The sequence below is a fragment of the Paenibacillus glucanolyticus genome (genome assembly GCF_037333485.1).
GTDB classification, from domain to species: domain Bacteria; phylum Bacillota; class Bacilli; order Paenibacillales; family Paenibacillaceae; genus Paenibacillus_AQ; species Paenibacillus_AQ glucanolyticus.
In genome coordinates, this window is sequence record NZ_CP147845.1 from 5,324,284 (window position 1) to 5,341,772 (window position 17,489).

A 17,489-nucleotide genomic window follows, 5' to 3' on the forward strand; every position below is an offset into this window, starting at 1 on the left:
GTCCCTTCTCCTAACATAATTCTTCTTGATTGCATGAAGTCCTTGGACTTACAATTAAATTATCTTTCCAATCGGGGTAAAAATGGGAATATGGAAGGTGGTTCATATATATGAATTCACAGGAATACAAGCAATTTTATGATACCGTAGGAGCCTTGAACGGCTGGGACTTCAGCCAGATCAGATGTTCTTCAGAAGGCGTGGAATGGGATTTCTATGATCAGGTCAGTCGATTATGCACAGCTTCCGATGTTCTGCTTGATATCGGTACTGGCGGCGGAGAGAGCCTGTTGTCTACCGCCTCCCACGCAGCATTGCTGGTTGGGATCGATCTTTCCCACACCATGGTTGAAACCGCCCGGCGGAATATGCAGCGGACCGCGATTTCCAATGTACGCTTTGCACAGATGGAAGCTGAGTCACTCTCATTCCCTTCGGAATTTTTCAATATCATCTCATGTCGGCATTCCCCTTTCCACGCATCCGAAACTGCCAGAGTCCTGACGGAGGATGGCGTATTTCTGACGCAGCAGGTTCGCGAGTGTGATAAAGCCAATCTGGTACAGGCCTTTGGAAGAGGACAATCCCTTCGTCCGGACGGCAGCCTGAAGGAACAGTATACGAAGGAACTCCAGCTTGCCGGATTTCGCAATATTCATTATGCCGAGTATGATGCAGTCGAGTACTACGAGCGCGAGGAGGACCTGATCTTTCTGCTGAAGCACACACCCATCATTCCTCGATTCGGTCAGGAGAAAGATGATTTCCGTATCCTTCAGCAGTTTATCAGCGACCATCGCACCGATCGGGGAATTCGGACGAATGCCGCGCGGTTTATGATGATAGCCCGAAGATAAGAGAAGTCGAACCACTATCTTTTATCCTCCGGATATCCATACCCCATATCAGCCTGCCATTAAACACAAAGAGCGCACAAGGGACAAGGCCCTTGTGCGCTCTTTTTTTGAAGGAGAAATTCCCTATTATCTCAGCATGATTGAACCGCCATCTACCATCAGTGTTTGACCCGTCACGTAGTCGGAATCGGAGCTTGCCAAAAAAACGGCCACGCGTCCGATATCCTGCTCGGGATCCCCCATTTTTTTCAGCGGAATTTTATCGACCATGCCTTGGTATTCTTCCGGGAATGCCTTGCTCCACTGCTCAACGCCCGGCGTCAGTGCAATGGGACTGATCAGATTGACGTTGATGCCGTCGGCTCCCCATTCGTTGGCGGCCACGCGGGACAGCCCGCGAATGGCTTCTTTTGCTGCGGCATAGGAGGCTTGGTTCACCATGCCCGACAGACCGGCACCGGATGCAAAATTAATCACTTTGCCCCGAGTTGCCTTCAGATGAGGATAACACGTCTGCATAAAATAAAACGTCGGATAAAAACCGGTATCAAACGACAACGCCATCACGTCATCGGTTGTATCCACGATAGGTACCTGCTTGGATACATGTGCATTGTTAACGAGAACGTCGAGTTTGCCATAAGTTTTCATAACATCATCAACAATACTCTGAATCGAGGATTTATGGGTAATATCACCGTTGATAAACATCGAATCACTGAACTCTTTCAGTCTTTTCTCCGTTTCACGCCCTTTCTCCTCATTCACGTCCACAATCACAACCTTAGCGCCTTCCTTAGCCATGGCAAGAGCCATGCCGCTGCCGATGCCTCCGGCACCACCTGTAATTATAGCTACTTTATCCTTGAGTCTCATGCTGTATGCGCCTTCTTTCATCAAAATGATAGCCTCACTATCAACGATAGAGCATTTCGTGGAGAATTTCAAATTGCACCTATATTATCCCGCTGAAATATGGAAGCATATTTCTTATGCATCAAAAAAAAGCAAGCCTCTCACCAGGAGAAGCTTGCTGTCCATATTCGGATATGGTCATCACCGATCAGTGAATCTTATCGCTATTAACCGTTGACCAGCAGCTCTTTCAACTGCTTGATCTGTTTACGCTCTCCCGCAAGCACCAATGTCGATCCCGCTGTCAGGATATCGTCCGGACCCGGATTGATTCTCTGCTCTTTCTTGTTCACAATCGCTAATACATTAGCACCTGTACGTTGACGAACCTGTAGCCCCGCAATGGATTGTCCCACGCATTTGTAATGCGGCTCAATTCGTGCCCATTCGATGATCAGATCCTCCAGTGTCACCTCAATGGTCTCCAATGCTTTCGGTTTATACGTCATGCCGCCAATAATCCCGGCGATTTGTCTAGCCTCGTCATCTTCTAAGGTAATCTGGGAGATGCTCTCCTCAGGATTGTCATCTTCAAAGTGGTACAGCTCTCTTCGGCCGTCGTCATGTATAACAACAACCAGCTTATCCCCTGATCTCGCCTGAATAAGGAACTTCTTCCCGATACCCGGCAGATCAGATTCGCGAATAATACTCATGTGTAAATCCTCCGTTCTGGGTTAATTCAATCTCTAGATTATATAGATTAGTTGGGAGAAAGTAAATCATCTCGGTCGTCCTTATGCTTTCCTTTTTTTCACTTTCTCCACAGGATCGGTCCATTTGAATAATTGATTCATTCCACGGTACACGCGTTTTGATTCTTTCGCTAGAAGAGGCCCAAGAATCGCGAGAATCAGAACATAGAGCGCAGAGAATGGTTTCAGCATTGCGGACAGTCCGCCCGCGAGTCCCAGATTGGCAACGATAATCGTAAACTCGCCCCGTGCCATAATAGTCAACCCGATGTTAAGCGACGACTTATGCGACAGTCCAGCCTTGCGTCCCGCGATCATACCAGCAACGAGGTTGCCGATAATGGTCAGCACCACGGCGCCAAGTGCCAGCCATAACGCATTTCCCAGGGTGGTCGGATCGATACCAAGACCAAAACTGAAGAAGAATATTGCCCCAAAAAAATCACGGAAAGGAATAACCAGCTGCTCAATCCGCTCGCTATGCTCCGTCTCGGATAGAGCTAGTCCAAACAACAGCGCGCCGATCGCTTCGGCTACGTGCAGGGTCTCTGAGAACCCGGCAATAAAGAACATCGTTGAGAAAACAACAATAATGAAAATCTCGCTGGACGTAATATTCAGCAATTTGTTAAGTATAGGCGGGCCTTTTCTCGCAATGACAAAGAACAACAGCATGTAGCCAATGGAAATACAAACCGAGATGATCGTTGCTCCTACCGATGTCGCCCCGCCTAACAGCAGTCCAGACATGATCGACAAGAACACGGCAAGGAAAATATCATCGAACAAAATCATACCGAGAATAAGCTCCGTCTCCGCATTACCGGTGCGTCGCAGATCTACCAGTACCTTAGCCACAATCGCACTGGAAGAAACAGACAACATTCCTGCGATGATCAACGTCTCATACAGTGGCATATTGATCAGGAATCCGTAAGCAAGACCCAGTACAAAGTTCAATACTACATATACGGTTCCGCCTACCACAATGTTTCGTCCAGATTTGATCAATTTTTGAACGGAGAATTCAAGGCCGAGATAAAATAGCAAGAATAGGATACCCATCTGCCCCAGAAAATCAATGATTCCCTGGCTCTCGATAAACTTAAAATCCAGAATACCTATCGTTGGTGCATGTGGCCCTACAAGCATCCCCAGTACAATCAAGAATGGTATAATTGAGAACTTGAGTTTTCCGGCAATCGCAGAGGCTATAGCAACCAGAATCAGAGCAGTTCCAACCTCAAACATCATATGATCCATAGAAGACCTCCTCCTCCTCAAATTTTATTACTGGCAATCATTTCTATTATACATAAAAATGCATACATTTACAAAAATGCATCCATATTCTTTGGTTGACTCCGATTTAGATCATTATGTTCGAGCTCATAATAAATCTCATTATTTGATTAGTTATTTCATTGTTTCCATTAAATATAAATTCTATCCGAAAATCACAAACAATCCTGCAATAATGAATAAATATACATTATTATGCATGATACAACAGGTAAAAAAATCCATGTATCTACACTTAGCCACGCATCTCTACAACCGATATCCTTTTCGAACAGAAAAAAAAGAGCCTCATGGCTAGTGCCACGGGGCTTCTGTCATTTTCGTATTTATTTAAACCAGCCTTTTTCCTTAAAGCGGGTAATCGCCTCAATCCGGTTGCTGACGCCAAGTTTATCCAGAATAACGGAAATATAATTACGAACCGTCCCTGTTGTAATGAATAGCTGGGTGGCGATTTCTTTGGTGTTCTTGCCGTCTGCAATGAGACTGAGAACTTCCTTTTCCCGTTCCGTCAGCGGATTCTCTTCACCGGAATAGGCTTCGTCCACCAGTTCCGAGGCATATATCCGTCTGCCTGCCATAATGCTGCGAATGGATGCAGCCAATTCCTCGCTCGGGCTGTCTTTAAGCAGATACGCGTTAGCACCTGCCTTCACGGCACGCTCGAAATACCCGGGCCGGGCAAAGGTAGTCAAGATCATAACCTTACAGCCATAACCCTTCAACTCTTCGGCCGCCTCAAGCCCGTTCATCATGGGCATCTCAATGTCCATGATACAGATGTCCGGTCTATGAAGTTTGACGAGCTTTACGGCATCCTTCCCATTGCCCGCCGTTCCAACCACCTGCATATCTTCCTCCAGATCAAGCAGTGAGGCCAGAGCTCCAAGCAGCAGCCGCTGATCTTCGGCAATGACAATTCTGATCATATTCCCGCCTCCTTATCCGGCAGTCTGAGCACAGTAGGTACTCGAAGGACAAGCGTTGTACCCTCGCCAGAAGTGAACTCCATGCTTCCATTCACGAACTCAAGCCGCTCTCTCATGCCTCGCAGCCCATTACCGCGATTCTTCGTATCCGTCACAAATCCCGTTCCATTATCCTTCACCCTCGCAACCAGATCGCTTTCGGTGGATTCAATCGCAATGGAGCAGGTCGTTGCATTGCTATGTTTGACTATATTATTCACGGCCTCTTTCAGGCACATGCTGATTACATTCTCATTCATTAACGAAAGATTATCCGGCTCCAGCGTTCCCTCAAAGGTCAGCTCGATCTGAGCCGCCTTTAATATTTGCCGAATGCGGAAGAACTCATCCGTAAGCCGGGTGCCCCGCATCCGCGTCACCATCTCGCGCACTTCTTTCAGTGCGGTTCTGGCCGTCTGGCGAACATCGTCGATCTCGGCTTGGGCTCTTGCCGTATCTTGTGTCATCAATTTGCCGGCCAAATCACTTTTAAGACCGATGAGAGACAGCTTTTGTCCCAGTGTATCATGCAAATCGCGGGCAATCCGCTGGCGCTCCTCCAGCTTGACGAGTTCAGAGATCCGTTTGTTCGCATCCTCCAATTGGCCCTGGAGTTGATCATTCTTATTTCGGTTATAGTTGGTCACGGGAAGCAGAATTACGCCTACCACACTGACCAGAACAAACGGCAGCTGTGTTATAAAGAACGGATTCCGCGTTAATAATCCATAATTGACCGTAATGACTGTCGTTATCAGATGAACGGTATACAGCGTGAAAAAACCGGCCTTATTCCTGATATTCCCGATAAAAAATGCGAGAAACAACGAGAAATAGATGTAACTGAAAACCACAGACATCGTGATTGATATCAGAATCTGCAGACTCGTCCAGAAATATACAACCCAGCCTTTCGACAGAAAGGACAAGACATAGAAGGCAAAAAACATCACAATCATCAGAATACCGATGACAATCTGATAGGTAGACGTCGACCGGAAGATGAAATAAAACGGAAGGATGTAGAAGACAACCCATACATACGGGCTTAACCCCGTGCTTTTATGAAATATCTGATACCATTTCTGCATGGGGTCCCACCTTCCGTCGGTTCAAGCTGATGAATTACTCGCCCTGCACTCTGGGTCTCGGGCTTGCCAGGTTCTTTTCGGCTTTCTCCAATACTGATTCTTTTGACGTACGCAGCGATCGCCGTGCATCCTTAAATGTTACAAACAGTTTTTTCTCTTCGTCCCATAAACGGAAGCGAATGGACTTCAAGCTGGTTTTCAGCGTAATCGTTGTTGCTTTTTGAAGAGGAGGTGCTGCTTCATGCGCCTTCTCAAGGTTATAGTTAGGAACCTTCGGACTAAGATGATGAACATGATGGAAGCCGATGTTGCCCGTGATCCACTGCAGAACCTTCGGCAGTTTGTAATAAGAGCTGCCTTCAACGGCTGCGTTGATATAACTCCATTCTTCATCATGCTCATAGTACGTCTCCTCGAATTGGTGCTGTACATAGAACAGCCATATCCCCAGCATACCCGATACCATGAATATCGGAGCTTGAACGAGCAGGAATGCCTGCCATCCAATCGCCCAGCATAGCACTGCATACAAAGCCACAATCGAAATATTCGTTATATAGTTGCTGATCTTCTCCTTACGTCTCGCACCTTTACGGTTAAAACGATAGGAAACCAGAAAAATAGCGATGGGACCAAGGACAAACATGACGATCGGGTTACGGTAAACCCGGTAGTACAGACGCTGCCAAAAGGATGCCGCTCCATACTCTTCAACGGTTAGTACCCACATATCGCCGATTCCCCGCTTATCGAGGTTGCTGCTCGTAGCATGATGAATGGCATGCGTGTTTTTCCACTGCTCATAAGGACACAGCGTAATAACGCCCGTAATCGTGCCAAGGATTCTGTTCGCCCGGCGATTCTTGAAGAAAGACCCGTGAGTGCAGTCATGGAATATGATAAACGTCCGAACAACAAACCCCGAAGCAATAACGGCTATGGGAATGGTAAGCCAGTAAGATACAGATAAGCTTAGATAGGCGGCATACCATAGCAGTATTAAGGGAACCAGTGTATTAAGAAGCTGACCTATACTCGCCTTTGTGTCAATTTCCTCATAAGGGGCAACGTTCTTTTTCAAGCTGGACAGTTTGTTATCGGGCTTAGCCATAGTTGTCTTCCTCCTCGTAATGAAGCGCAAGGACGTTATGATCTCATTACGCACTTGTCTAACCTAATTATAAATAGTTTGTCATGTGCGTCGTAGTCATAAACGTCATTTCGGGAGTATGACAAATATCATATACCTGCCCGGGAGTCCGCCGGGAACCTCAAGCCGATCTGGCGTCTGGCTTCCTGCATGATTTCAGCGGTAATGAGAGAGTTGGCATGCGTATTAGTTGCACTTTCCCGTTCACCGCATTTTAATAAATCAATGAATTCCTGAGCTTCATAATACATGGATTCATGGGTTTGCAGTTGGGTTACGTTCTCAATCGTGCCGTCTCTATAGTGGATCTTCACATCATACGGCTGATTGATCTTATCGATGATCATTGTTCCATTCTCGCCCTGGATCTCGGCAGGAGCATAGGAATCACTGATCTTGGAATGCATGATGACGGCTTCCATTTCCGGATATGATAACAACAGACTCCCCTCCCCATCAACCCCGGTGGATAACATAAAGCCTGAAGCTTTCACGGAGTCCGGTTTACCGAACAGGGTAACCAGAGGGTACAGGCAATAGATGCCCAGATCCATCAGTGAGCCGTTGGAATACTCGGGATTGAATGCATTGAGAACCGTGCCCTGCTTATAAGCATCATAACGGGAGGAATATTGGCAGTAGCTTGCGAAGTAACGCCGAATGGGGCCCAGCTTGTACAGGTTGTCCCTTACGATTTTGAAGTTCGGCATTAATGTCGACTTCAAGGCTTCCATAAGCAGCACGTTATTGTTCTTGGCAGCTTCAATCATCGCAGACACTTCAACCGCATTGGAGGCCATCGGCTTCTCACAGAGGACATGCTTCCCATGGTTCATGCATTGTACAGCCTGCTCTGCGTGATAGGCATTCGGACTCGCAATGTACACAGCGTCAATCTCATCATCCTGCAGCATCGTCTCGAGACAAGTGTATACTTTTGGATCTGCATACTTTGCCGCGAATACCTTGCCCTTCTCTTCCGCTCGAGAATACACGGCGGCAAGAATAAACTCCTCGGTCTCCAGAGCCGCTTGAATAAACCGCTCGGTAATCCAGTTTGTGCCGATGATGGCAAAACGGATGGTCATCCTTAATCCCTTCCCCTCTTATCTTCATAATTGATTTCGTTACTCGTTTACACCCATCCTTCAAATGCAGCAATCTTCTCTCGTGCCGAATCCGGAATCGGCGTGCTCTTGCCTGTCGCCGTATCAATGAGCACAATGGTTCCGCGTCCGGCAGCCTTTAAGGCACCGTCCACCACAATCGCATACTGCACATCCATCGAGGAACGCCCGATCTCTGACACCCGGACATGAAGCTTGAGCGGGTCCTTCAAATACAGCTGTGCCAGATACTGACACTCCAGATCCGCAACAACCGATACGGTCTTGTCACTGAATAAATCCTCGGTTAATCCCAAATTCTCGAAATACTCAATGCGTCCCTGTTCAAAATACATGAAATAACTGACGTTATTCACATGACCCAGCATGTCAGTCTCGCAGTACCTTATCTTTATCGGAATTTCAAAGTGGAAAGTGTCCAGCCAAGTCTGAGGATCCGGTTGGATAAAGGTTGTTTTTTTCATGATGAGTCCCCTTTCTCTTTATAAGAGGCGAATGTATGTACAATTTAAAATCAGCCTTCTACAAGGATAATGAAAAAAAGTTACGTACGTCAACTAAATAGCCAAATCATGGATAACATACCGGATTTATAGGAAAAAGACCATCCACTCTGGCAGCAGGATCACTGGAGGGAAGGTCTTTAGAAAGTATACATGTGTATGTGATGTAAGTGAAGCCTCAACCTTGCTGTTCCAGCTTCCAAGCGCGGCGGTTGCCTACAATGGCTGTATCAATGCCTCTTCTTATAGTAAGTCAAGGCAAGCGCCAACGCCAAAACGGAGCCCTTCACGATATCCATTGCATAATAAGGAACGGACAGCATGATCAGGCCATTTTGCAAAATACCGATCAGCACCGCGCCCACAAAGGTCCCCAGTGCATTCGGTTTGCCCGCTCCAAACACCGAGTATCCGATGAAGGTCGCAGCGACTGCATCCATCAGATAAGGTCCGCCGGAATTGACCTCGGCTGTCATCACTCGGGCACCGAGTATAATCCCGCCGATCGCAGCGAACAGGGCCGAAACCAGGTACGCAGCCAGACGATATTTACTCACTGGAATTCCGGATAAAGCCGCCGCTTCGCGGTTGCCGCCGATCATGTACATATACCGCCCATGTTTGGTATAGGTCAGGAATAGGTGAACCACGATGACAACCAGCACCATAATAACAATGATCCAGGGAACTTGCCCGATCTTCTCGAACACCGCCGGAATTTTGCCGGTAGCAAAGTCCCCGCTGGGCAGAATCATATTCTGGGAGATCGTAGCGCCGCGGGTATACGTAAGAGCAACCCCTTGGAATATAAACATCGTCGCTAAGGTCATCAGCATATCATCGATCTTGAAGTTGATGACCAGGAAGGCATTGATCAGCCCTACAGCGAGACAGAACAGCAGTGTCAGGCCAATGCCGATGCCTATATTTTGCCCATGCCAGACGAACATGGATATGACCAGTGCATTCGCCAGGGAGGCCGTCGAGCCGACGGACAAGTCGAAGCCGCCTACGGCCAGCGAAACCGTCAAGCCCACGGCAATAATCGTAACAATCGAAATCGAACGGAGAATGTTAATGATATTGCTAGTATTCAAAAAGTTGTCGGCCACCGTGCCGAAGACGAGAATAAGCACAAATACCGTAATCAGTGTGCCGTATTTATATAGAAAATCAAATGCGAAGCTAGCCGCCGGCTTCTCCTTAACAGGTCTTGCTGTATTCATGTCAACCCGCCTCCTGTGCAATAAAGCAATATTTCCTCTTCATGGGATGACCGCGTCGTCAGCTCTTTAGTGATACTGCCGTCATACATCACATACACCCGATCAGTGATGCCAACGATTTCGGACAGCTCGCTTGAGGCGTACAGCACGCATTTCCCCCGCTTGGCAAGCTCGGCCACGAGATTGAATATATCTCGCTTCGCGCCAACGTCGACCCCCTTGGTCGGCTCATCAAAAATATACACATCCGCATCGACCAGCAGCCACTTTCCAATCGCCACCTTCTGCTGGTTGCCCCCGGACAGATTTCTCACCCGCGCCTTCTCGCTCGGGGTCTTGATCCCGAGACGCTCAATCATCTCTCGCGCCGCTTGTTTCTCCTTGCCAAAGCTCAGCCAGGACCCCCATTTGGAAAAATGGGACAGCACCGCGGCCGTTAAATTAACGGACACCGGCTCTTCAACGAACACGCCCTCGCGGCGGCGCTCCTCGGGCACCAGGGCAATGCCATACCGCACAGCGTCATGCGGCGAGCGGATGCGAAGCTTGCTGCCGCCCAGCCTGATCTCGCCGGTCGAAGTATCGGATGCTCCGAATATTGCCCGGCACAGCTCCGTTTTCCCGGCGCCCACCAGTCCCGCCAGACCGACAATTTCCCCTTGGCGGATATGGAGATTCACGCCGTTGATTTTGCCGCTGTCCAGCATGTTGTTCACCTCAAACCAGGTGGGACCGATTTCTCGCTCGATGCGGGGGAATTGCTGGTCCATCTTGGCACCCAGCATGTATTCCACCACCTTCGGCTGGTCGATATTCGCGATGCGATCGCTTTTCACCAGCTGGCCATCCCGCATAATCGTAATCTCGTCGCAGATTTCATAAAGCTCCGGCAGCCGGTGTGATATGAAAATAATGCTGACTCCATCCTCCTTCAGCTTGCGCACCAGCTTGAACAGCTGCTCGGTTTCGCTGTGGCTGAGCGGAGCTGTCGGCTCGTCGAGCACCAGAATCCGGCACTGCTTGGAGACGGCTCTTGCGATCAGGACCATCTGCTTCTCGGCCAGCGTCAGCTCCGAAATCAGCTTTTTGCCGGAGACCCGTATATTCATGCGCGCCAGGATGGATTCGGCTTCCTGATAGAGTTCCTTCCAGCGGATCAGGTGCCTTCTTCCCATATCATGAACCGTCCGGTCCAGCATGATGTTCTCCCCGACGGTCAGGTTCGGAATGAGTGCCGTATCCACCTCTTGATACACGATCTGAATGCCGAGATCCTTCGCTTCCTTCGGCGAACGAATCTGTACCTCGCGTCCATCCAGCCAGATTTCTCCCTCGTAGTGGTTGTACGCTCCCGATAGGATCTTCATCAGAGTCGATTTCCCCGCTCCATTCGCACCGATCAACGCATGGGCAGTCCCTGCGGTCGTCTGAAAGTCAACATCGGTCAACGCCTTAACGCCTGGAAAAGAAATCGAGATGTGCTTCATTTGAAGTAAGGGGGCCTCAGTCGACAGAGTGGTCGAAGTGACGGCTGTTGTCTCCATAACGCTTCGCAAGTGTATTCTTCCCTTCAAATAGGATAGGGCGCCCTTATCGATAACCGACAAGAGCGCCTGTAGGAATAATGCTGTTTATTTGCCGTTGGCAGCTTTCAGTGCCTTCATCCAGTCCTCTTCGAACTCGGTGCTCGTTCCCCAGCTAGGGATGATATCAGCCAGGTTCACCATGTTAACCGCTTCGGTTGAACCCTCAAGGCCGGAACGCTCAATCAATACAGGCTCCAGGTTGTAAACAGCAGGTGTTTCCTCTCCGGCAATTTTCTTGGCAAGCAAACGGACATTGATTGCACCGATCATTTTCGGATCTACGGCAGCCGTAGCCACCCATGGGCTGTCCTTCTTCTGAATCAGCTCCAGGTCCGCATTGGACACGTCGATGCCGTAAATCTTAACCTCGGTACGTCCGGCTTCCTCCAGCGCTCTGGCCGCGCCGATCGCAAACGCATCCCACGTTGCAAAGATCGCGTCGAGCTCACCTTTCGGATATTTCGTCAGGATGGCGGATACCGCATTTTGCGTTTCCAGGGAAGTCTGGTCGCTCGCTACGCCGAAGCGCTCCACTTCCTTAATGCCCGGGTTGTTCTTCAACGTTTCCTGATAGACTGCATTACGGCGTACCATCGGCGGGAATCCATCTACCCACAGGTATGCAATGTTAGCATCCGGTCCTTGCTCCTCAACCAGCTTGTCCAGCGCAAGCTTCGCGAGCTGCTCATCGTCTTGCGAGGTCTGCGTAACCCCTGCAATGTCTCCGATCTCCGGCAGGGAGTCGAAGGTGACAACCGGAATCCCTTTATCCGTGATCTTCTTCACATCTTGAACCGATGCAGGATCGTCTCCATGCGATATAATAAATCCATCGTAATCACTGTCAATGGCCTGCGCGATGGCATCATGGAATTTGGCGGAGTCCCCGTTCGCCGAGAAGGTATCTACCTTAAAGCCGAGAGCCTCGCCTTCCTGCTTCGCACCAGCCAAAAATTGTGCCGTATGATCATCGCCCCCGATCTTGCGAACCACCATCAGCTTCACCGGATCCTTCTCGGCAATGCCTGCCGGCAGGTTCTCGACCTTGTCGGCCAGATTGCCTGCTCCCTTACCACTGCCGCTGCCTGATTCGGCACATCCGGTTAAGACAATCATAAACGCGAGCACCAGCGCCGTTAATTTCCTTACATGTTTACTGCCTTTCATGTTCTCTCTCCCCCTGTTTTCCGTAAAAAGGACTATTAATACAAGTAATCCTATAGGATTTAAACAAAGGCGTCAACTATTATTTTTTCGCTTTAATGCATTACACCATGCAGGCAAAAAAAATGAAAGTTATTTCTAACTCTCGGGCAGGCCTCCTTCGGGAAGCTTGCATTTTCTCAACGTCATTCCTTTGTTTATATATGTATCGGTAGCTGCAAGCCTGCATTTCAGAGCTGTATGTCATTCTTATGAAAAAAGAGAGCTGCGGGCTGCATACATTTCATGCCCGAGCTCTTTTTAGTGGACAAGCTGTTTAAGTGCATATTACACCTACAGGGTGTATGCCTTAATCCAAACGAACGCCCATCGTTTCGAGCCAAGCCTTCGCAATCAGGCCGTGCCCGGCAGGTGACGGATGCACGCCGTCCGGAGCCCAGAAGGCCGCTTCGCGGCGCACCGACGCTGCAGCGAACAAGCCGTCCAGCGGCACCAGCAGCGCACCGTATTCAACTGCCAATTCGCGTACCGCCGTAATTTTCGGATCCAGATCCTCGCGCCAAACTCTGCGATCCTCCGGATGCGGCAGCACAAACGGTTCTACGAGAACCAGCTTGGCGTCCAGCGCCTCTTTGGTGCGTTTGATCAATTTACGGTACCCGGACTTGAAATCCTCGGTGCTTGTCGGATCTCCGCTATCATACCGGCGCCAGGTGTCATTGATTCCGATATAGATGGATACCCAGTCGGGCCTCAGGTCCAGGCAATCCTCCTGCCATCTGCCATTCAGATCGATGACCCGGTTTCCGCTGATCCCTCTATTCAAAAAGGTTACATTCAACTCCGGAAATTTCATGCCAAACAACGAGTCGATCAATAGCGGATAGCCGTTGCCCAAGCTGCCGGAGAAGTTCCGGTCACGTCCGCAATCCGTAATGCTGTCCCCTTGAAATAATACAACATCCCCTTGCTGCAAACGATTCATTGCATTTCCTCCTCATCCGTATGGTGCTATTGTACGTACAATTGGAAACTCGTTACGCTCATTTCTCGTGAGAACGCTTCCTAGGATTACATATTTGCCATACAGGGCTCAATTCCTTTTAATGAATCATGCAAATCATCGATTTATGAGTGAATTTTTGGACTGCCCCGTTGAATCAGGAAGACGTCTATCGACGTACCTTCCTCAGAAGACAGACCGCATCTATATAAGTTGAACTAAAGATTCTCAGCCCGAGCATCACTACGAATACGGATTATTCTTCCGATCGCTGTTGCCCCCAGATTTCTATCAATCCATTAAAAATGGTTGAAATCCGGGTGCAGTATATGCTTCCGATGCGAGCTTTCCTTTGGAAAGCTTTCGGGCGACCGCTACCGCTCCTCCAGAATAATTCCGCCTTCTCCGTTGAGGTTCTTCTTTTCATTAGTTCAATCTATCCAGCCGAAGTTATTAGCGAAAGTTTTTTGCGAGATCAAGGCGGTAAACTTCTGAACTTCATACTCCTTATTCAACAAAAAACCTGCCCCGACTCCGGTCGGGACAGGTTCTATTATTGTACGATCAGGCTCCGGTTGGCATGGCCACCCAGTGGCCTTTCGATACCTCCACCAGCTCCGAATGCTCCAGATTATACTTGTCCTCACCGGTGCGTTCATCCAGCAGCACCCGTTTCTTCTGGGACTCAATCTTCGGATCGGGAACCGGAATGGCCGCCAGCAGAGACTTTGTATAATCATGCTGCGGATTGGAGTACAGCTCCTCGCTTTCTGCGAGCTCCACGATTTTGCCCATATACATAACAGCAACGCGGTCACTGATGTGCTTGACCATCGACAGGTCATGTGCAATAAACAGATACGTCAATCCAAGTCGGTGCTGTAGTTCCTCCAGCAGCTTTACGATCTGCGACTGGATCGATACATCGAGCGCGGAAAGCGGCTCATCACACACGATGAATTTCGGCTCTACCGCAAGCGCGCGCGCAATCCCGATCCGCTGGCGTTGACCGCCGGAGAATTCATGCGGATAGCGTGTGGCATAGGCCGGATCCAATCCGACCATATCGAGCAGCTCCTCGACCCGTTTCTTTCGCTCCTGCTTGCTGCCGGTCAGCTTGTGAACGTCCAGCGCTTCGCCGATGATGTCCACAACCTTCAATCTTGGGTTCAGTGAAGCATACGGATCCTGGAATATCATCTGCATATGGCGACGCATCGCCTTCATTTCCGAAGGAGAGAGACGATTAACGGACATGCCTTGATACAGCACTTCTCCCCCTGTCGGCTGATGAAGGCGAAGAATAGCTCGTCCTGTCGTCGATTTCCCACTGCCGGACTCTCCAACTACCCCGAGGGTCTCGCCGGCCTGAATGTGAAAGCTGATATCATTCACCGCTTTGAGGACATTGCCTTTGCCCATATCAAAATACTGCTTCAAGGATTTAACCTCCAAAAGAGGTCCCTTATAGTCCGTGCTCGGCACGATGATCGGCGCCGGCTTCGCTTTCTTCTTCTCGTCCAGACGCGGAAGCGCATTTAACAGCTTCAAGGTGTAGGGATGCTGCGGATTCTCGAAGATTTCCTCCGTCGTTCCCGTCTCTACTATAACGCCGTCCTTCATTACCGCCACGCGATCACACATGCCCGCTACGACGCCGAGGTCATGCGTGATCAATATAATGGAAGATCCGAACCTCTCCTGCATATCCTTCATCAGATTGAGGATCTGTGCCTGTATCGTCACATCAAGTGCCGTTGTAGGCTCATCGGCAATCAGCAGTGCAGGTCTGCACGCAAGCGCAATCGCGATCATGACCCGCTGGCGCATGCCGCCCGAGAATTCGTGCGGGTATTGATTGTAGCGCGCTTCGCTGTTCGGAATGCCAACCAGCTTCAGCATATCAAGCGCTTGCTTCTTCGCCTCGTGCTTGGACAGCTTCTGGTGTTTAACCAGGCTTTCCGATATTTGTTCGCCGATTCGGATAGTCGGATTAAGCGACGTCATCGGATCCTGAAATATCATCCCGATGTCCCGACCGCGAATACTCTCCATTTCCTTCTCTGTTTTCTCGGCCAGATTCTGGCCCAGGAACCGGATCTCTCCATCCTTCATATAAGAAGGAGGGGACGGCAGCAGCCGCATGATCGAGCGTGCCGTGACGCTTTTGCCGCTCCCGGATTCACCAACGATTCCGAGCGTTTCGCCTTTTTTCACCTCAAAGCTCACCCCGCGCACTGCGTGGAATTCTGAATCGCGGGATTGAAAGGCTACACTCAAATTTTTAACCTGCAATATCGGTTCCAACTCTGCTCACCTGCCATTATGCGTTTATGTTAAAAAGGTAATATCCTCTGCAACTCTTATAATCTATTGACTTTTAAAATAGGCTAAAATAAAATATACTATATCACTCGGAATAATGCAATTTGGAACAAGGAGGAAAGGCACCTTATGGGGGGGACAGAAGCAGCAAGACCAAACAGACTCATAAGTTCAATAAGCAGCACCTACAGTAAGATCCTTCTGAATCCTTCTTATAGATACTTACTATTATTATTGGGAGCGCCCGTGAATCTCGTGGTCTTCCTATTTTATTTGGTTCAGAGGAAGAAGGATGACTACGCTGCGGCTGAGAACCGCATACGCAGCGAGATGCTGGCTGCCGGATATTTGGAAGCACTACGCACCGAAATTATGGAGCAGCAGAAGCGCAAGCATGGCTTCTTCAAGCAAAAGGTCAATGAAGGGCAGCTTCGGCAGGAAGTTGACAAGATCGTTCAAGCCAGGTTCCAGGAAGTCCTCAAGGAAAGAACCGGCAAGGAACTGAAGCTGAACCAGCAGAAGCGTTTGACCATGGCCGATACATTTGGTTCTCTTATCGAGAATCCGTTGTTTTTCATTATATCACTAATTCCGGGCCTGCTGATGTACATCCTTATTTTTTTGTACAGCAATCCCTACCTGAAATATATTCTGGAGAGACTCGTCATGACGGTCTTCGTGATCTTCGGCGTGGCGGTGCTCGTCTTTACGATCCTCCACTTGTCGCCGTTCAACCCGGCAGCCAACATTTTGGGGGAGACGGCAACACCGGAGCAGATCGCAGCTTTTAACAAAATGCACGGTCTGGACCAAGGGTACTTGACGCAGCTGTGGAACAATATTAAGGGAATCGCCTATTTCGATCTTGGGAAATCCTTCTCTGGCAACGAAGAGATCACCTCAAGCATCGCCAGGAAGTTCCCGATCACGCTGACACTCACGGTTATCTCCCTGATCATTGCGATTGCGATCGCATTGCCAATCGGGATTATCTCGGCTACGAGACCGAATTCGTTTTTTGACTATACCTTTATGTTTGTGGCTCTGCTCGGACTGTCCATTCCGAACTTCTGGCAGGGATTGATCTTTATCCTGAATTTCTCGATCAAGCTGCAATGGCTGCCTGCCACCTTTAATCCGGAGAACTGGCTGTCCATGATTATGCCGGTCATCGTGCTCGGGACGGGACTCACCGCTTCGGTAGCCAGAATGACGCGGTCTTCGACGCTGGAAGTCATTAATGAAGATTATATGATCACAGCCAGGGCGAAGGGGCTCGGCAAGCGCACCATTCTAATGAAGCATGCTGTCCGCAACGCCATTATTCCTATCATTACCGTCATCGGACTTCAGTTCGGTGGGATGCTCGGCGGTTCAGCCGTAACGGAGAAGGTCTTTAACATCAGCGGTATCGGCAGTTACATTGTGGATAAACAGTTTATCCCCGATATCCCGGCCATTATGGGCGGCGTGGTTTACACAGCCATTACCATTTCACTGGTGAATGTCATTATTGATATCTTGTACGCGTTCTTTGATCCACGGATCAGGTCCAAGATGAAACAATACTAAAGCAG

At 49.2% G+C, this 17,489-nt stretch carries 15 protein-coding genes; 2 read left to right on the plus strand and 13 right to left on the minus strand.

Features of this window, described 5'->3' with window-relative positions:
* Nucleotides 1-110 precede the first annotated feature (110 nt).
* On the plus strand, nt 111-857 hold the full coding sequence (locus tag WDY75_RS24920) for a class I SAM-dependent methyltransferase (RefSeq protein WP_063478752.1): 747 nt from the start codon (nt 111-113) through the stop codon (nt 855-857).
* Between the two features lie 126 nt (nt 858-983).
* Here WDY75_RS24920 and WDY75_RS24925 read toward each other — a convergent pair whose 3' ends face one another.
* The 13 genes from WDY75_RS24925 to WDY75_RS24985 all read right to left on the minus strand — a co-directional run bounded on the left by WDY75_RS24925 (nt 984) and on the right by WDY75_RS24985 (nt 15,894).
* Nucleotides 984-1,733, minus strand: coding sequence for an SDR family NAD(P)-dependent oxidoreductase (locus tag WDY75_RS24925; protein ID WP_063479752.1), 750 nt, complete (start codon nt 1,731-1,733; stop codon nt 984-986).
* Nucleotides 1,734-1,939: 206 nt separating this feature from the next.
* The gene (locus WDY75_RS24930; RefSeq protein WP_006208523.1) at nt 1,940-2,428 is read right to left on the minus strand and encodes a cation:proton antiporter regulatory subunit; all 489 of its coding nucleotides are present in this window, start codon (nt 2,426-2,428) and stop codon (nt 1,940-1,942) included.
* 81 nt (nt 2,429-2,509) lie between these two features.
* The gene (locus tag WDY75_RS24935; protein ID WP_036641084.1) at nt 2,510-3,730 is read right to left on the minus strand and encodes a cation:proton antiporter; all 1,221 of its coding nucleotides are present in this window, start codon (nt 3,728-3,730) and stop codon (nt 2,510-2,512) included.
* Nucleotides 3,731-4,095: 365 nt separating this feature from the next.
* Nucleotides 4,096-4,698 (minus strand): response regulator transcription factor, encoded by a 603-nt coding sequence (locus WDY75_RS24940; protein WP_006208520.1) that lies wholly within the window; start codon nt 4,696-4,698, stop codon nt 4,096-4,098.
* The gene (locus WDY75_RS24945) at nt 4,695-5,828 is read right to left on the minus strand and encodes a sensor histidine kinase (RefSeq protein ID WP_036641083.1); all 1,134 of its coding nucleotides are present in this window, start codon (nt 5,826-5,828) and stop codon (nt 4,695-4,697) included. The genes WDY75_RS24940 and WDY75_RS24945 overlap by 4 nt, the downstream gene beginning before the upstream one ends.
* Nucleotides 5,829-5,862: 34 nt before the next feature.
* Nucleotides 5,863-6,939 carry a fatty acid desaturase gene (locus WDY75_RS24950; RefSeq protein WP_063478751.1) on the minus strand — a complete coding sequence of 359 codons (1,077 nt, stop codon included), beginning with the start codon at nt 6,937-6,939 and terminating at the stop codon, nt 5,863-5,865.
* Nucleotides 6,940-7,067: 128 nt separating this feature from the next.
* Nucleotides 7,068-8,066: a Gfo/Idh/MocA family protein gene (locus WDY75_RS24955; RefSeq protein ID WP_063478750.1), complete on the minus strand. Its 999-nt coding sequence runs from the start codon at nt 8,064-8,066 to the stop codon at nt 7,068-7,070.
* Between the two features lie 47 nt (nt 8,067-8,113).
* Complete coding sequence (locus WDY75_RS24960) at nt 8,114-8,569, minus strand: acyl-CoA thioesterase (RefSeq protein WP_036641080.1); 456 nt, start codon at nt 8,567-8,569, stop codon at nt 8,114-8,116.
* 269 nt (nt 8,570-8,838) lie between these two features.
* On the minus strand, nt 8,839-9,834 hold the full coding sequence (locus WDY75_RS24965) for an ABC transporter permease (RefSeq protein WP_006208514.1): 996 nt from the start codon (nt 9,832-9,834) through the stop codon (nt 8,839-8,841).
* Entirely contained in the window at nt 9,831-11,321 is a 1,491-nt protein-coding gene (locus WDY75_RS24970) for a sugar ABC transporter ATP-binding protein (RefSeq protein ID WP_082834306.1), read from the minus strand. The genes WDY75_RS24965 and WDY75_RS24970 overlap by 4 nt, the downstream gene beginning before the upstream one ends.
* A 144-nt stretch (nt 11,322-11,465) precedes the next feature.
* Nucleotides 11,466-12,587 carry a sugar ABC transporter substrate-binding protein gene (locus WDY75_RS24975; protein ID WP_006208513.1) on the minus strand — a complete coding sequence of 374 codons (1,122 nt, stop codon included), beginning with the start codon at nt 12,585-12,587 and terminating at the stop codon, nt 11,466-11,468.
* Between the two features lie 346 nt (nt 12,588-12,933).
* Complete coding sequence (locus WDY75_RS24980) at nt 12,934-13,569, minus strand: SGNH/GDSL hydrolase family protein (RefSeq protein ID WP_063478749.1); 636 nt, start codon at nt 13,567-13,569, stop codon at nt 12,934-12,936.
* 582 nt (nt 13,570-14,151) lie between these two features.
* On the minus strand, nt 14,152-15,894 hold the full coding sequence (locus WDY75_RS24985) for an ABC transporter ATP-binding protein (protein ID WP_006208511.1): 1,743 nt from the start codon (nt 15,892-15,894) through the stop codon (nt 14,152-14,154).
* A gap of 147 nt (nt 15,895-16,041) precedes the next feature.
* Between WDY75_RS24985 and WDY75_RS24990 the strand changes: the two genes are divergently transcribed.
* Nucleotides 16,042-17,484, plus strand: coding sequence for an ABC transporter permease (locus WDY75_RS24990; protein WP_006208510.1), 1,443 nt, complete (start codon nt 16,042-16,044; stop codon nt 17,482-17,484).
* The last annotated feature ends 5 nt before the right edge of the window (nt 17,485-17,489 follow it).

Excerpts from the sequence above, each read along its gene's own strand:
- WDY75_RS24945 (WP_036641083.1), bottom strand. The coding sequence starts at position 5,828 with ATGCAGAAATGGTATCAGATATTTCATAAAAGCACGGGGTTAAGCCCG.
- WDY75_RS24960 (WP_036641080.1), bottom strand. The coding sequence starts at position 8,569 with ATGAAAAAAACAACCTTTATCCAACCGGATCCTCAGACTTGGCTGGAC.
- WDY75_RS24965 (WP_006208514.1), bottom strand. The coding sequence starts at position 9,834 with ATGAATACAGCAAGACCTGTTAAGGAGAAGCCGGCGGCTAGCTTCGCA.
- WDY75_RS24970 (WP_082834306.1), bottom strand. The coding sequence starts at position 11,321 with ATGAAGCACATCTCGATTTCTTTTCCAGGCGTTAAGGCGTTGACCGAT.
- WDY75_RS24955 (WP_063478750.1), bottom strand. The coding sequence starts at position 8,066 with ATGACCATCCGTTTTGCCATCATCGGCACAAACTGGATTACCGAGCGG.
- WDY75_RS24950 (WP_063478751.1), bottom strand. The coding sequence starts at position 6,939 with ATGGCTAAGCCCGATAACAAACTGTCCAGCTTGAAAAAGAACGTTGCC.
- WDY75_RS24975 (WP_006208513.1), bottom strand. The coding sequence starts at position 12,587 with ATGAAAGGCAGTAAACATGTAAGGAAATTAACGGCGCTGGTGCTCGCG.
- WDY75_RS24935 (WP_036641084.1), bottom strand. The coding sequence starts at position 3,730 with ATGGATCATATGATGTTTGAGGTTGGAACTGCTCTGATTCTGGTTGCT.
- WDY75_RS24920 (WP_063478752.1), top strand. The coding sequence starts at position 111 with ATGAATTCACAGGAATACAAGCAATTTTATGATACCGTAGGAGCCTTG.
- WDY75_RS24940 (WP_006208520.1), bottom strand. The coding sequence starts at position 4,698 with ATGATCAGAATTGTCATTGCCGAAGATCAGCGGCTGCTGCTTGGAGCT.
- WDY75_RS24990 (WP_006208510.1), top strand. The coding sequence starts at position 16,042 with ATGGGGGGGACAGAAGCAGCAAGACCAAACAGACTCATAAGTTCAATA.
- WDY75_RS24930 (WP_006208523.1), bottom strand. The coding sequence starts at position 2,428 with ATGAGTATTATTCGCGAATCTGATCTGCCGGGTATCGGGAAGAAGTTC.
- WDY75_RS24980 (WP_063478749.1), bottom strand. The coding sequence starts at position 13,569 with ATGAATCGTTTGCAGCAAGGGGATGTTGTATTATTTCAAGGGGACAGC.
- WDY75_RS24925 (WP_063479752.1), bottom strand. The coding sequence starts at position 1,733 with ATGAGACTCAAGGATAAAGTAGCTATAATTACAGGTGGTGCCGGAGGC.